The following is a 15,077-nucleotide window of genomic DNA, read 5'->3' on the forward strand; positions in this document are numbered from 1 at the left end:
TCCCGATGAAACGCTTTGGACGGATCATGCTCTGGGCGGCGCTCGTGCTCGTCGCTTTCTCGTACGGGAACTTTCAGGGCGGGTTCGCCGCGTGGTTTCTTTTTTACGCCACGTTCTTGATCGCCCTGTACGAATGGCTGACCGAGCGGTACGCGCTGCGCAGTTCGACCTCCACCCGCCGACTCTCCTCGCACCGGCTGACGGCCGGGCAGACGCTGGAGGTCGATGTGCTGGTGGAGGTGCAGGGAAAATTTCCTCTGCCGTGGGTGGTGGTGGAAGACTCGCTGCCGACCCGCCTCTTGCTGCAGAGCGGCTCGAACCGCGAACTGCATTTCCCCGGCTTTGACCGCAAACTGCGGGTGACGTATCACCTGCAAAACATGCCGCGCGGCAAATACACCATCGGCGACACACACCTGGTCACCGGGGATGTGTTCGGCCTGTACCGCAAAGAGGCGGTGCACCGCCGAAGCGATGAGGTGACGGTGTATCCGCGCGTGATGCCGATCAAATACTGGCATTCGGTGCACAAATTCAACACGGGCAACTCCTATGCACAAAACCGGATGACCGAAGACTCGGCCAACGTCATCGGCGTGCGCGACTATGCACCGGGAGATCGTCTGTCGCGCATTCACTGGCGGGCGTCTGCCCGCACCGGTTCGCTGAAGACGAAAGAGTTCGAGTTGCACGTCACCAACGACATGATGTTTTTCCTGAACCGCACCGCCCGCGACTATATGGGGGCGAGCCAGCAATTGTTTGAGCTGGCGGTGACGACGTGCGCGTCCCTGTCCAAATACGCGCTGCAACGGAAATTTTCTGCCGGGCTCGTCTCCTACGGCCGCGACCGGATGACGATCCCGCAGAGTCGCAACGAAGAACATTATTTCCGCATCATCGAGCATCTGGCGGTGGTGCAGCCGGACGGCGACTCGGAGTTTCGCGACGCGATCCTGCGCGAGGTCAACTACTTGCAGCGAGGAAGCACGGTGGTGCTGGTCACGCCGGTGCTCGATGACGAGATCGTCAAACTGATCGGCTTCCTCGAATATCGCAAGGTCAAGGCGGAGTTGTTTTACGTCGTCGGTGGCCGTACGGTGGACGAGACCGATCATGCGCGCATCGGCAAACTGTCGACGCTCGGGGTGCACACGTATCTCCTCCATGAGGAAAATGATCTGGAAGACGCAGTAAGGGGGCCGGCTGCTTATGCTTCGAACAGCTAGATGGATCACGGGCAGTTTCTTGCGCGACGCGGTGCTGTTTGCGCTGGTCACGCTGTGGCTCCACCAGTTGCTGGTGCCGTTCGGGGAAGCGACGAACATTCCGAGCGTGACGTTGTTCACGACGTTTATCGGGCTGCTGTTCGTCAGCGACCTGATCGTCGGCGGATGGATTCCCCGCTTGCTCCTGAAGGCGCTGGTGCTGATCCTCTTTATGTACAGCGGGTATTACAAACACTATGCCTTTATTGAGATGACCTGGATGACGCACTGGTTGAGCGATCTGTATTACACGGTCCGAGCGGCGTTCTCCTCTGATCTCGATCTGTTGCCTGAGTCGGGGCGGACGACCGTGTTCTTCCTGACGTTGTGGATGTTCCAGACGTTTTTCCGCCAGAGCTTGAACTCCCGGATGTGGATGTTTGTGTTTCTGTTGATCGGTTCGATCGGGCTTGGCGTGCTGGATTCGTTTTTTGTCAAAGATGCCAAGTGGAACATCGTGCTGTTCCTGTTCCTCGGCCTGTTGATCCTCTCGTTCATGCAGTTGCCGGCCATCGAGCGCATCGCCCGCATGCCGCGCCGGATGAGTGGCTGGCCGACCGAGTGGCTGGTCTGGACGCTGGTGCTGTCTGTGATCGTCGTCGGGACGTCCTCGGCCGCGCCGAAGATCAAAGAGCCCAACTGGCCGGACCCGGTCGCGTTCCTTCAGTCGAAAAAGGGATCGGGCGCGACGGTGCAAAAAATCGGCTACGGCAACGACGACACGAGGCTCGGCGGGCCGTTCCAGATGGATGAACAAGTCGTGTTCACCGTCAAGACCAGCGTCGAGCAGTACTACCGCGGCGAGGCCAAAACCACGTACACCGGCAAAGGCTGGCTGTCTTCTTCCGTCGGCGAGGTCGTGAGCGACCTGCGAGACATGCGGCACCTGCAACGCATGGAGCCGGTCGTGATGGAAGGCGAGCAAGTCGTGCAGGAGTATCAGTTCAAGTCCGATATGGTGCCGGTCGTATTTAACCAGTATCGGATGACCGGGGTCGAGCTGATCAATCCGGCGCAGACGACGCTGTTGTACAGCGATCTCGACAGCCGGCTGTCGCTCAACTCCTTGAACGAAGGGGACAGCTACCGCGTGTCCTCGCTGATTCCGTATTTTGATGAAAAGAAATACAACGGCGCGAACGTGCCGTCGCCAAACCCGATGACCCGTCCGTATCTGTCGCTGCCGGTGACGTTGCCGCAGCGGGTCAAAGATCTGGCGCGGGAGATCACCGCCGATGCCAAGACGCCGTATCAACGGGCGGAGGCGATCGAAACGTACCTGCGCAACACCTACTCCTATGAGACCAAGGACGTGCCGGTGCCGGACGAAGAGCAAGACTTTGTCGATCAGTTCCTGTTTGATTCGTTGCGCGGCTACTGCGACCACTTCTCGTCGTCGATGGTCGTGATGGCGCGCTCGGTCGGGCTGCCGGCCCGTTGGGTGAAAGGCTTCACCAAAGGCGACGTCGATCTGACGTACCGCGGTGAGAAGGAAGGCGAGTATCTCTACGTCGTGAAAAATCGCAACGCGCACTCCTGGCCGGAGATTTACTTTGAAGAGATCGGCTGGGTGGCGTTCGAACCGACGTCGACGTTCTCGATGCCGCATTTGTTCAAGCCGGATGAAGAGACGTCTGTGCCGCTGCCCGTCCCGACAGAGGAGGCGCCGAAGCAGGAGAAAGATCTGGAAAACGAAACGGCGACCACAACCGCGTCCTCGTTTGAGATCGATTGGAAAGCGCTCGGCAAAGGGTCGCTGTGGATCGCCGGGATCGCGCTCTTGTTGGCGTTCTTCTTCCGCCGTCAACTGGTCACCGCGTGGTATCTGCGACGGGCCTACCGCTCCGACGGCGAAGTGGCCGACCACGCGCTGCGCCGCCTGCTCTATGTGCTCGGCAAGCTCGGGTACAAGCGGCAGGCCGACATGACGTTGCGCGAGTACGCGGTCAGCCTCTCGGCAGACCCGTCGCTGCGGGGCCGGGAGATGGTCTCGCTGGCGAAGATCTTCGAGCGGGTGTTCTACGGCAAAGAACGCTCCGTATCGGACAAAGAGAAGGGGCAAATCCGCGACCTTTGGACGCGGATCATTCGCAAAGCAGGTCGTCAAAAACGTTAACGACGAACGATGCCAGATTTATCGTTGACGAATGTTCGTGTTTTACAGTAGAATGGTGTCGAAGCAAGCGCTCGTATATTGTCGGGGATAGGGCCCGGCAGTTTCTACCGGCCGCCGTAAAGGGCCGACTACGAGGTCGACACTGTGCGGAATCGGTGCACCCTGTTTTCCTCGTATGTCCTTGGTAGGGATTTCCCATACTAAGGCATGCATGGAAGACGGGGTGTTTTTTGTTTGACTCCGTTTTTACTCCAGTTTGGAAGGAATGAAGAGAATGGAAAACCGTGAAATTGTCATCGTTCTCGATTTTGGCGGTCAATACAACCAATTGATCACCCGCCGCATCCGGGAATTAAACGTATATGCTGAACTGTTGTCGCCGAAGACCACGGCAGCGGAATTGAAAGAGAAGTATCCTAATTTGAAAGGCATCATCTTCTCCGGCGGCCCGAACAGCGTCTATGGCGAAGGGGCGCCGAAGGTCGACCCGGCCGTGTTTGAGATGGGGCTGCCGATCTTTGGGATCTGCTACGGGATGCAATTGATGGCCGATCATTTTGAAGCAAAAGTCGAGCGGGCCGACATCCGTGAGTACGGCAAAGCGATGATCGATGTGACCGGCGATTCGCCGATGTTCCGCGAGCAACCGGTTTCCCAGCAGGTGTGGATGAGCCACACCGACAAAGTGGTGGCGGTGCCGGCCGGATTTACGGTCAACGCTTCGACGGAGACCTGCCCGGTGGCGGCGATGAGCGATGCGAGCCGCAAGTTTTACGCGGTGCAGTACCACCCGGAAGTCAATCACTCCCTCTACGGCCAGGAGCAACTGCGCCGCTTCCTGTACGACGTGTGCGAGTGCGAAGGCACCTGGACGTCTGCCAACTTTGTGGAAGACGCGATTGCGAAGATCAAAGAGCAGGTCGGCGACAAGAAAGTGCTCTGCGCGCTATCCGGCGGCGTGGATTCGTCCGTTGCGGCGGTGCTGGTGCACCGGGCGATCGGGGACAACCTGACCTGCATGTTCGTCGACCACGGGCTGCTGCGCAAAAACGAAGCGGAGCAAGTCATGGAGATGTTTGCCGGCGAGTTTAAAATGAACGTGGTCAAAGTCGACGTGCGCGACCGCTTCCTCGGCCGTCTCGAAGGCGTGACCGATCCGGAGCGCAAACGCAAGATCATCGGCGAAGAGTTTATCCGCGTGTTCGAAGAAGAGTCGAAGTCGCTGGGTCACTTTGATTTCCTCGCGCAAGGCACGCTGTACACCGACATCATCGAGTCCGGCACGGCGACGGCGGCGACGATCAAGTCCCACCACAACGTCGGCGGGCTGCCGGAGGACATGCAGTTCCAACTGGTCGAGCCGCTGAACACGCTGTTCAAGGACGAAGTGCGCGCGGCCGGCACGGAGCTCGGCATCAAAGACGAGATCGTGTGGCGTCAACCGTTCCCGGGTCCGGGTCTTGCGATCCGCATCATCGGTGACATCACGAAAGAAAAGCTGGAGATCCTCCAAGACGCAGACTTCGTGGTGCGCGACGAGATCCGCCGCTCGGGCCTCGACAAAGAGATCTGGCAATACTTCGCGGTGCTGCCGGACATTCGCTCCGTCGGCGTCATGGGCGACGAGCGCACGTATGCGTACACCATCGCGATCCGCGCGGTGACGTCGAGCGACGGGATGACGGCCGACTGGGCACGGATTCCGTACGATGCGCTGGAACGGCTGTCGACCCGTCTGGTCAACGAAGTGAAAGACGTCAACCGCGTGGTGTACGACATCACGTCCAAACCGCCGGCGACGATTGAGTGGGAATAAGGCAGTCACCTCGACTTAGAACAGTCGAAGCAACTAGGGGGAGAGCTTACCATGTTGGAACGCTATTTTAAACTCGGTGAATTTGGGACCAACCCCCGTACCGAGATCATCGCGGGGATCACGACGTTCGTCACGATGGCCTACATTCTGTTCTTGAACCCGGTCATCCTCAAGGGGACCGGGATGCCGGAAAACGCCGTCTTTATCGCGACGGCGCTTGGGGCGGGCATCGTCACGCTGATGATGGGCCTGTTCGTCAACTTCCCGGTCGGTCTCGCACCGGGCATGGGCCTCAATGCGTACTTTGCAGTCGTTGCCGCTTCGCAAGGCGGTGCGCTGACGTGGCAACAAGCGTTGGCGGCGGTGTTTGTTTCCGGTCTGATCTTCATCTTGCTCACCGTCACCGGCTTCCGTCAGTTGCTCGTCCGTGCGTTGCCTGATTCGCTGAAATTTGCGATCACCGTCGGGATCGGTCTCTTTATCACCTTGATCGGTCTCAAACTCGGTCAGGTGATGGGCATGACCTTCCTCAGCGGCCCGTCGACCGAAGCGATCAAAGGCGGCGCACCTGCCGTCAACCTGCTCTTCTTCGAATGGAACATCGGCATCGCAAACTTCGTGGACAATAAAGTGGCTGCGTTGACCATGATCGGCCTGCTGATCGCCGGCGTACTGACCACCCTGCGCATTCGCGGCGCTCTGCTGATCGGCATCGTGCTCACCACCTTGATCGGCATTCCGATGGGTGTCACCGACGTGTCCAAGTTTGGCTCGATGTCGTTCGTGCCGGACTTCTCCAACCTGACGCTCGGCCAGCTCGACTTCGGCCAGATCGCGTCCGGCGTGTTCTGGGAAATCGTCATCATCTTCGTCTTCGTCACGCTGTTTGACTCCTTCGGCACGTTGGTCGGCACGGCTAACCGCGCGGGCCTGCTCAACCGCCCGGACGGCGAAAAGCGCCTCGGACGCGCGATGTTCGTCGACGGTTCAGGCGTCTCCATCGGCGCATTGATCGGCGTCACGCCGATGACCGCCTACATCGAGTCGGCTGCCGGCATCGAGTCCGGCGGCCGCACCGGTCTGACGGCTGTCACAACCGGCGTGCTGTTCCTGCTCTCGATCTTCCTGCTCGCTCCGTTCGTCGCGATCATCCCGGATGCGGCGACGTCTCCGGCGCTGATCATCGTCGGCGTGCTGATGATGGGTTCGGTTCGCAACATCGACTGGGATGACTTCGGCATCGCGATGCCGGCCTTCCTGACGATTGCGCTGATGCCGTTCACCTATTCCATCGCCAACGGCGTCTCGGCGGGGATCATCTCCTTCGTAATCCTGAACGGCGTCCGCAACCTCGTGGACAAAAACGCGAAGGTAAAAGTGCACTGGCTGATGTACGTGATCGCCGTGCTGGCTCTCGCACGTTACATCTTCCTGGCTGGGGAGTAATCATAGGTAAAAAGAACAAAGCCCGTTTCCAAGAGATTCAACTCTGGGAAACGGGCTTTGTTTCGTTGTGGATGTGATAGTGCCGCAAACGGGAGAAGCACAGCCCGACCAGCACGCAAGCAAACAATAGGGTGGCTCCGAGTCCGTATGTGTTTCGCGAGCCGAGCCATTCGCCGATGATGCCGATCCCGCCGTAGGTCACCGGGATCGCGAGGTTCAGCCCCATCGTCATGACGCTGTTGACGCGGCCGCGCATGTCGGACGGGGTCAACAGTTGGAGCAGAGTGGACATCGGCAGCGAGGCGAGCATGACGGCGAGGCCGAGGAGGAGATTGCCCAGACAGGCGATGTAAAGGTGGTCGGCGACGGCGACGAACAGCATGCCGATGCCTTGCAGTCCCAGCCCGGTCAAGAACCAGAGTCCGATGCGCTTTGGAGCCAGCAAGGAGACGAGCAGACCGCCCGCGATCAGTCCGAGTGCGATGGCTCCGTCAAACAGACCGAGTGCGTGGGAGTCGGCTCCCAGTTCGTCTTGGATGTACATCGAAGGCAGGACGTTGGTCGGGCCGAGGGCGATGTTGGAGATCATGCCGATCAAGATAAGCACGACCAGGATCTGCTGCGTTTTCAACCAAGCGATCCCGGCTTTGGCTTCCGACCAGAGGGGCGGTTTGGCCGGCCGTTCGGACGAGGGTCGCTCTTGTTCCGAGTGCGGCAGAATCAACCGGTACAGGAAAAAGAGCGAGACGAGGAACGTCAGCGAGTTGATGCCGATCGCCCAGACGGCGCCGAACGTTGCGACGAGCAGCCCGCCCGCCGTCGCGCCGATCAAGCGGTTCAGTTGGCGCGAGGTCGCCATCAGTGAATTGGCACGCAGCAGGTGTTCTTTGGCGACCAAATCCGGGAGCATGGCGTTTTGCGAGGTGGAAAACAGCAGATCGGACAGAGACAGACAGATCGTGACGAGATAGATCTGCCACAGCGCAAACCAATCGAGAGCAAACGACAGAGCCAACGCCGCTGTGGCGAGAGCGCGCACCCAGTCGGACAGCATCATCAGGAGTTTGCGGTTCCACCGGTCGGCCGCCGCGCCGAGAAACAGACCGAGCAGCATTTGCGGCAGGAAGGCGGAGATCAGCAACAGCGCGACTTGGACGGACGATCCGGTCAGGGTGTAGACTTGCCACGAGATCGCGAGCGAGTAGACCGAATTTCCAAAATAGGAGACGGTCTGCCCGAGCCAGAGATTACGGTATGGTTGTGAGGCAAAAAGCAGTTGCCAGTCACGAGTGCCGTTCTGTTTCATTCGGCCTGCAACTGCGGGACGCGCGCATCGGCTGCCACCGACACGGGACGGAGGAAATGGTGTTTGACGCTGTGATCAAACAGCCCCTTGCACGCTTTGCGCTGATCGGCGGCCACGCTGTCCAGCACGTCTTGCAGGGAACGGCCGTCGGCGAAACTCAGCAGGAACTCCAGCATCGTCTCGGGGAACGGATAGAGCGTGCCGTCCGAGCGCAGAAAGAAGCGTTTGAGCGAAGGCGCATCGGCGCGGGCGATCTTTTGTTGGGCGAGACGGGTGTGGATCTCGCGACCCGGAACGCCCCTGCCTTGCTTGTTGTCGGCGTTGTGCAGATTTGCCAGATCCGATTTGTTGTACAGGCGGTCGATCGGGTACAAGGCGATGTCCGATTGGACGGTGCCGTTCAGCTTCCAAACCGTTTGCGGATCTGAAAATTTCCGAGAAGCGTCCAACTCGTCGATGATGCCGACTCCAAACCGGTCGTGATAGAACATGGTGTGCCCGGTATCGATGCCCCCCACCCAAGGCCGGTCGAAGTGGCTTTTGGACAGCTTGCCTTTCGCCTTTTTCAGTTTTTCGCGATCCTCATCACGGGAGACACCTGTCGGGTCCTCGAAGTACAGGGAGCGGGCGATGTCTTCATTTTCATACGCTTTCACGTTTTGCAGACCGAACGACTCCGGTTGTTTGGCGACAATGGCACCGGGGGTGAGCACGAAGGTGCCGAGGCCGCCGAACGTCCACCGGTCTTTGGTTTCGTACAGGAACTCGATGGAGTCAAGACCGTCTTGCAGGCTCTCGGTCGGGAATCCGGTGAAGCCCATCACCTGCACACCGATGTTGGCATCATGGAAGTTTTGGATCGTTTCCCGAATCTTGCCGACCTGTGTGCCTTTGTTGATCAGGTTGAGAATGCGCTGGTTGCCCGATTCAAAGCCGACGGAGATGTCCGTGCAGCCGCTCGCTTTTAAAAGCATGCACCGCTCGGGTGACCAGTATTTCTCCAAGCGGATCTCAGCCCCCCAACGGATGTCGATCTGTTCCTCGATCAGCCGCTCGGCCAGACTCAGCAGCAGGGCCGGGGAGAGGACGTCGACGGAGAAATAGACGTATTTGTGCTTTTGCGAGATGACACGCAGGTCTTCGATGATCTTTTCGACAGGATTTTGCCGCCACGGGGAGGTCGGGGATTCAAAGTTGAGTCCGTAATCGCAGAACGTGCATTTGTTCCAGTAGCAACCGCGTGAGGGGGAGTAGTAGACGTAGTTGTGCGGCGAGAGGTAGAGGTCCCAGTTCAATTTGTCGTAGTTGGGTGTGGGCAGTTCGGCGATGCCGCCGTATTCGATGATCGGTTCGAGCAGGGTGTGGCCGTATTTGGGATGGAACAGGGTGTTGGCGATCGGCGTGAAAGAGCCGCCGTCGCGGATCGTCTCAAGCAGGGAGGTGAACGCGATCTCGCCTTCTCCGACGACACAAGCGTCCGCCATGTCAAAGATCTCGAAATAGCGGGATTTGCGTTGCAAATACTTCCAGACGTCCGCCACTTCCGTGCCCCCGTAGAGCAGGATGATGTCGGGAAATGCGGCTCGGATCATCCGGCCGATCGTCAAGGCGAACGGGAGTTGGGCGCAGTAGGTGACATTGATGCCGACGGTGCGATACCCTTTTTCGGCGATCTGAGGCAGCAGGACGTCACGCATGTACGGCTCAAACGGTGCGGCGATTTTGGCGCAGATGTCCGGGTCGCTCATATCTTGGGAGCTCATCAGGTTAAACTGGCCGTGCACCGGCAGTGAAAATCCGCTGAACTGGCCGGGGTAGCCGAAGAGGGAGAGCACACCGAGCCAACTGAGGATCAGTTCGGTGGCCGGGCGGTAGGTGGAGTAGTCGTAAAACGTCTCTTCCACACGCATAGCCTGTACAGCGGCGGGCAGTCGGTCAAAGTCGAAGCTTTGTGCTTTCCACAGGTGGAACAGCTCAAGTTGGTCTGCGGCGTTGAGTTCCGGTTGTGCGGTCAATTCCTGGAATCGGTTCTCGATGTGGGAGCGGATGCGCTCGATCTGGTCGGGACGAATGGTATACAGAAACGATTCAATGTTGGTGTCGAGGATATCGATATCGTCAAATCCATGCTGTCTGGCGTACGTCTCCAGATAGCACAGACTGTGATAGCCGGATGTCGGGTCGGTGATCGGCGGGTACAGCAAGAGCGTGGTCAATGAACAAACCTCCTCTACGGGGTCAAGAGAGAATAGGGAGACGCCTGTTGTCTCCTCCCTCTGTGTATGTACGCGTGTGGCGCACGAGGAAGGAAACAACAGGCGTTGTGACGGGATCAGTTGTTATTGTTGTTGTTGTTCGTGTCGTCGATCAATTGTACTTGCTCGATCTCGGATGTGATGCCCTCAACTTCGCTGAGCAGGTTGTTCAGATCCATGTGACAGACCTCCTTTTGTAATGGATACGGAAAACATTTCTTGTGAAACCGAGTTGGATTTCACAGATTCACTATACGGATGGAAGTATGGGGATATAACTAAAAGGTGAAGAAGTAAAAAGTTTTATTTGGTTGAACTGTAACAGAACAGATGGTAGGACGAGCGGAGCGGAGTTGCATGTATGAGGCGGAGTGTGTTAGCATATACATAACAAAAGGAGCCGAGTGGCTGCTCGGCTCCAACAGTAACAACTGACTTGGGTGTCGATTCCGCCGCCTGAGTTATCGAAAAGCGGGGGAAGTAGCCACCACCAAGGTCGCCAAACCGTGGGTGGCTATTTCTTTATTTCGTGATTAAAAACACGAACGTCAGCAAGGCGATGAGAAACATGCCGAATTGGAAAAGCAACGACAGGATACTCAAGAGATCCTTACCTTTCATCTACGCCTCACCTCCTTTTGCGGAGGAAAGACGGCACCCAAGGTTTCGCTATTCAGTTGTCACTGATCCCAGTATAGCAATCTCGTAAATGGTTGCCTAGGGACATGAGTGTTTTAAAATCGATGAAATATGACTAATAAAAAGCCCCGCTCTTCTGTATCCGGAAGAGCGGGGCTGTTCGTTTTACCAAGCGGCCACCGAGCCATCCGTTCTCGGCTCCGTGCCGCCTGCCAGCACGCCTTGCTCACCGCGCCAGATGATCTGGCCGCGACCGAACGATCCCGAGCCGAGGGCCCAGCGGATGTCGTGGCCGCGGGCGGCGAGGGTGGCTGCGATGAGGGCGGGGACGGTGTGTTCGAGCTCGACCGTCTTGCCTTTCAGCCACTGCCAGCGGGGAGCATCGAGCGCCGCTTGCGGGTTGAGGTGAAAATCGACGGTGTTCATCACGACCTGCACATGCCCCTGCGGCTGCATGAAGCCGCCCATCACGCCAAACGGGCCGACCGCTTCACCGCCCCGGGTGAGGAAGCCGGGGATGATCGTGTGGTACGTTTTTTTGCCGCCGGCGAGCGCGTTGTCGTGCGTCGGATCGAGCGAGAAGTTGTGCCCGCGATTTTGCAGGGCGATGCCGGTGCCGGGCACGACGAGACCGGAGCCGAAGCCCATGTAGTTGCTTTGGATGAACGAGACCATGTTGCCTTCGCCGTCTGCCGTCGCCAGATAGACGGTGCCGCCCTTTGGCGGTTCACCCGGCGTCGGGAGCAGTGCTTCGGTGCCGATCAACCGGCGACGCTCCGCCGCGTACGCCTCGGAGAGCAGGTCGCGCACGGCGACTTTCATCTGCCCGGCGTCTGTGATAAACCGCTGGCCGTCGGCAAATGCCAGTTTGATCGCCTCGATGGACTTGTGGTAGGTGTCGAACGTGTCCTTTTCCGTGAAATCAAACCCTTTGAGCAGGTTCAACGCGATCAGGGCGACCAGACCTTGCCCGTTCGGCGGGATCTCCCACACGTCGTAGCCCCGGTAATTGACCGAGATCGGGTCCACCCATTCCGGGCGGAATGCGGCGAGGTCCTCGACAGACAGATAGCCGCCATTTGCCTGCACAAACGCCGCGATCTTCTCCGCCAGCTCGCCCTGGTAAAACGCCTTGCCGTTCGTCTCCGCGATCAACTGCAACGTGCGGGCAGGATCCTCCGACCGCCACATCTCGCCGATGCGCGGCACTCGTCCGTCCGTCGTGAAAGTGTTGAACCAAGGGTGGAACTCCTCGCCTTGGAGCCCGGCATACGTTTTCGACGCCCGCTCCCAGTAATAGCCGAGCGTTGGTGACACGGGGTAGCCTTGCTCCGCGTATTCAATCGCCGGACGCAGCACTTCGGTCAGCGGCAGACGGCCAAATCGTGCCGACAACTCCGCCCATGCACCGGGTGCACCGGGGACGGTGACGGGGATCGCGCCGAATTTGGGCATCTCGGTGAGGCCGCGCTTTTGCAACGCTTCGATGGAGATCGACTGAGGGGCCGGGCCGGAGGAGTTCAGCCCGTGCAGCTTGCCCTCCGTCCAGACGAGGGCAAACGCGTCGCCGCCGATGCCGTTCGACGTCGGCTCGACCACCGTCAGAGCAGCGGCGGTGGCGATGGCTGCGTCGATCGCATTGCCGCCCCGTTTCAATAGATCGAGCCCGGCTTGAGCGGCGAGCGGCTGCGAGGTGGCGACCATGCCGTTTTTGGCATAGGCGGTCATCCGCTGGGAGGGATACGGGTGGTGCAAGGGGTTAAAGTTCATGAAAGGAGCACTCCTTTGCTTGGATCGGGACATATGGTTTACTCTTATTTCCATATATACCGGTCTGATCCTGCCGGAGCGAACAACAAAAACCCGCTCTCCGTCGAGAGCGGGTACTCCTCCTACCTCTTACACCGGCGCCATCCCATCCTCTCCGTCCTCTGTCGCCTGCAGGCGATCGTGCAGACTCGGGAGCCGCTCCAACAGGTGAAACCGGACATCATCGGACAACTCGCACCGGTTCTGCTCCCGGTGCAGCATCACCACGCCAAGGCTCGCCAGCTCCTCCAAAAAGGCGTCGATGGGGCAGCGTTCTTGCAACGCGAGGCGGGTCATCTGACGACGTTCCGACGGGGAGAGGGCGTTCAGCAGATCCTCCCAGTGTGCTTTGGTGTTCCAGTAGGCGCAGATCTCCGCACGCATCTGCTCCTCGGAGAGCGGTGCGACGGGGGTATCGTTTGGAAAAAGGGTGTCGTGGATGTCGGCGAGCGTGTGTCGGGACAGCAGAAGCAGGGTATCGGCCAACAGCATGAGGCACACCTCCAAAATTCGGTCATTCTGTGTGTCTCATCATATGAACCGGCCCCCGAAAAAAGACAAAAAAAGAGAAGCCGAGGGGGGACTCTCAGCTTCCGATAAAGGCAAGGATCTCAGAAACACTCGATGAAGCAGACAGAGCAGCTGATTGGGGATCAGGGGTCTGCAGACAGCGCTGCACACGGGTTGTGAAAAAAAGTCCGAGTGACTAAAGTGAATGCTGTACTTATTACCATCGAGTACTTACATCATACCATCCCTTTGCTGGATTATCAACACCCAACCACTAGGTATAAATAATCATTTTCCACATATCTTGTCTTTTTATAGACCATTCGAGAAAAAGACCGTCAAGCCGGAGCTCGACGGTCTTTCTGTTTTCTTCGATTGTCGGTGATCGGAATCCCGTGCCGACTGGCAAACGTCGCGAGTGCAGCGGTCGCCGAGGGACAGTCTTCCGTTGCCAGGCGGACGCGGCGGCGGCGTCCTTCCAGCCGGAACTCGACGAAGTTGCCTTTGGTCAGCAAGATCTCCTCGATCTCCGCATGGAAAATCATCTGAGCCCGATCTCCGCTGTCGATGCGGATGTACTCGACTCCGACCTCAAACTCGCGCTGGGCAAACAGCGAAATCGCCAAGAAAGCCAAGAAAGCCCCTACCCCGCCAAGCAGCGCCAACGTCCACGACGGACGGAGCAATTGGAGCAACAGGGGGATCAGCGGGCACAGCAAAAAGAAAAAGACAAAGCGTTGAGCGTCTCGTACGCGGTAGATGCGCGACATGTGCGATCACTCCAAGAATTCGTTTCTCCATCCACTCTATGCCCCGCTTTGCCGAACCATGACGATTTTGTTCTTTTGAATGAAATTCGAACGATGCAGTATATTCCGGTGATAATGTTCGGATTTTGGTTGACGCCCCCCTGCCTGTTTGGTATTCTTACAGTAGACAGTATGTAAAAAAGATTTCCAACTTCATAGTCTCGTATATACCCGGGGATTGGCCCGGGCGTTTCTACCAGGCGACCGGAATCGCCGGACTACGAGTTGAAAGTGAATCTAGGGTTCCAGCGACGCCCACCTTGGCGACGTGTAGGTCCGAGCGATTCACATGTCCGCTGTGTGCGGACATGACACCGAAGGGACAAAAGCCCAGGCGGGTAGGTTTCACTCAGGAAACTGGTTTGCAGTTTTGGACTGAGTACTTCTACCCGCCTGGGCTTTTTTATGAATTTGGTTAAAATAAGCGAGGTCCTATAAAAAACCGGGAGTGAGAAACAAAATGGCGAAAAAAGCATTGATCCTGATGGGTAGCGATTCTGACTTGAAAGTGATGAACGAAGCGGCGAAAGCACTGCACGCATTGGAAGTCGAAACGGAAATTCACGTATCCTCGGCTCACCGCGTGCCGGATCGCACGATGAACTTTGCTCGTGAGGCGAAAGATAACGGCTTTGGCGTCATCATTGCCGGTGCGGGCCTCGCAGCTCATCTGCCGGGTGTCGTCGCAGCTTGCACGACGCTGCCGGTGATCGGCGTGCCGCTGCAAGGCGGCGCACTCCAAGGTGTCGACGCGCTCCACGCGATCGTCCAGATGCCCAAAGGCATCCCGGTCGCGACCGTCGCGATCAACGGTGCATTCAACGCCGGACTCCTCGGCGCACAGATCCTCGCCACCGGCGACGAAGCATTGGCTGAGCGCATGGTCCGTTACCGGGAGCAACTCGCAGCCGAAGTGGAAGCGAAAGACGCCAAGCTGCAAGAAATCGGCGTGGACGCCTACCTGAGCAACTAACTCTTTCCTTAAATATACCGTTGGGGCTTTTCTGCCGTCCGTCTCTCACCGTTCATTTGACCGTGGATAAGGAGAGGCGGGGAGCGAGCCCCTAAACTTTATCTTTCAAAAATTTTTCCTCCAGGAGGGA

11 protein-coding genes and 2 riboswitches are annotated in these 15,077 nt (G+C 58.1%); of the genes, 5 read left to right on the forward strand and 6 right to left on the reverse strand.

Going from position 1 to position 15,077, the window contains the following annotated elements; all coding sequences use genetic code 11:
• The first annotated feature begins 5 nt into the window (after window positions 1-5).
• The 4 genes from OS242_RS19185 to OS242_RS19200 all read left to right on the forward strand — a co-directional run bounded on the left by OS242_RS19185 (window position 6) and on the right by OS242_RS19200 (window position 6,646).
• Window positions 6-1,229, forward strand: coding sequence for a DUF58 domain-containing protein (locus OS242_RS19185; RefSeq protein ID WP_267153316.1), 1,224 nt, complete (start codon window positions 6-8; stop codon window positions 1,227-1,229).
• Window positions 1,213-3,384 carry a DUF4129 domain-containing transglutaminase family protein gene (locus OS242_RS19190; RefSeq protein WP_267153317.1) on the forward strand — a complete coding sequence of 724 codons (2,172 nt, stop codon included), beginning with the start codon at window positions 1,213-1,215 and terminating at the stop codon, window positions 3,382-3,384. Before OS242_RS19185 ends, OS242_RS19190 begins: the two co-directional genes overlap by 17 nt.
• A 51-nt stretch (window positions 3,385-3,435) precedes the next feature.
• Window positions 3,436-3,535: riboswitch (purine riboswitch) on the forward strand.
• A gap of 123 nt (window positions 3,536-3,658) precedes the next feature.
• Window positions 3,659-5,200 (forward strand): glutamine-hydrolyzing GMP synthase, encoded by a 1,542-nt coding sequence (gene guaA / locus OS242_RS19195; protein ID WP_407702133.1) that lies wholly within the window; start codon window positions 3,659-3,661, stop codon window positions 5,198-5,200.
• Window positions 5,201-5,254: 54 nt separating this feature from the next.
• Window positions 5,255-6,646, forward strand: coding sequence for an NCS2 family permease (locus OS242_RS19200; protein ID WP_267153356.1), 1,392 nt, complete (start codon window positions 5,255-5,257; stop codon window positions 6,644-6,646).
• Window positions 6,647-6,683: 37 nt separating this feature from the next.
• On the opposite strand, the gene OS242_RS19205 is transcribed toward OS242_RS19200, so the two are convergent.
• The 6 genes from OS242_RS19205 to OS242_RS19230 all read right to left on the reverse strand — a co-directional run bounded on the left by OS242_RS19205 (window position 6,684) and on the right by OS242_RS19230 (window position 13,935).
• Window positions 6,684-7,952, reverse strand: a complete 1,269-nt coding sequence (locus OS242_RS19205) for an MFS transporter (protein ID WP_267153319.1) — start codon at window positions 7,950-7,952, stop codon at window positions 6,684-6,686.
• A complete protein-coding gene (locus OS242_RS19210; protein WP_267153320.1) occupies window positions 7,949-10,168 on the reverse strand; it encodes a B12-binding domain-containing radical SAM protein in 2,220 nt (739 codons plus the stop codon). Before OS242_RS19210 ends, OS242_RS19205 begins: the two co-directional genes overlap by 4 nt.
• 561 nt (window positions 10,169-10,729) lie before the next feature.
• Window positions 10,730-10,828: a putative holin-like toxin gene (locus OS242_RS19215; protein WP_267153321.1), complete on the reverse strand. Its 99-nt coding sequence runs from the start codon at window positions 10,826-10,828 to the stop codon at window positions 10,730-10,732.
• Window positions 10,829-11,011: 183 nt separating this feature from the next.
• On the reverse strand, window positions 11,012-12,616 hold the full coding sequence (locus OS242_RS19220) for a gamma-glutamyltransferase family protein (RefSeq protein WP_267153322.1): 1,605 nt from the start codon (window positions 12,614-12,616) through the stop codon (window positions 11,012-11,014).
• 129 nt (window positions 12,617-12,745) lie between these two features.
• The gene (locus tag OS242_RS19225) at window positions 12,746-13,147 is read right to left on the reverse strand and encodes a hypothetical protein (protein ID WP_267153323.1); all 402 of its coding nucleotides are present in this window, start codon (window positions 13,145-13,147) and stop codon (window positions 12,746-12,748) included.
• Window positions 13,148-13,503: 356 nt separating this feature from the next.
• Window positions 13,504-13,935, reverse strand: coding sequence for a hypothetical protein (locus tag OS242_RS19230; RefSeq protein WP_267153324.1), 432 nt, complete (start codon window positions 13,933-13,935; stop codon window positions 13,504-13,506).
• Between the two features lie 180 nt (window positions 13,936-14,115).
• A riboswitch (purine riboswitch) is annotated at window positions 14,116-14,215 on the forward strand.
• Window positions 14,216-14,434: 219 nt separating this feature from the next.
• Between OS242_RS19230 and purE the strand changes: the two genes are divergently transcribed.
• Complete coding sequence (gene purE / locus OS242_RS19235) at window positions 14,435-14,947, forward strand: 5-(carboxyamino)imidazole ribonucleotide mutase (protein WP_267153325.1); 513 nt, start codon at window positions 14,435-14,437, stop codon at window positions 14,945-14,947.
• Window positions 14,948-15,077 lie beyond the last annotated feature (130 nt).

The organism is Tumebacillus lacus, from assembly GCF_026410385.1.
Lineage (GTDB): Bacteria > Bacillota > Bacilli > Tumebacillales > Tumebacillaceae > Tumebacillus > Tumebacillus lacus.

Bases quoted from the DNA above. Each gene is read 5' to 3' on its own strand.
- OS242_RS19215 (WP_267153321.1), bottom strand. From the start codon at position 10,828: ATGAAAGGTAAGGATCTCTTGAGTATCCTGTCGTTGCTTTTCCAATTC.
- OS242_RS19185 (WP_267153316.1), top strand. From the start codon at position 6: ATGAAACGCTTTGGACGGATCATGCTCTGGGCGGCGCTCGTGCTCGTC.
- OS242_RS19220 (WP_267153322.1), bottom strand. From the start codon at position 12,616: ATGAACTTTAACCCCTTGCACCACCCGTATCCCTCCCAGCGGATGACC.
- purE (WP_267153325.1), top strand. From the start codon at position 14,435: ATGGCGAAAAAAGCATTGATCCTGATGGGTAGCGATTCTGACTTGAAA.
- OS242_RS19190 (WP_267153317.1), top strand. From the start codon at position 1,213: ATGCTTCGAACAGCTAGATGGATCACGGGCAGTTTCTTGCGCGACGCG.
- OS242_RS19230 (WP_267153324.1), bottom strand. From the start codon at position 13,935: ATGTCGCGCATCTACCGCGTACGAGACGCTCAACGCTTTGTCTTTTTC.
- guaA (WP_407702133.1), top strand. From the start codon at position 3,659: ATGGAAAACCGTGAAATTGTCATCGTTCTCGATTTTGGCGGTCAATAC.
- OS242_RS19205 (WP_267153319.1), bottom strand. From the start codon at position 7,952: ATGAAACAGAACGGCACTCGTGACTGGCAACTGCTTTTTGCCTCACAA.
- OS242_RS19225 (WP_267153323.1), bottom strand. From the start codon at position 13,147: ATGCTGTTGGCCGATACCCTGCTTCTGCTGTCCCGACACACGCTCGCC.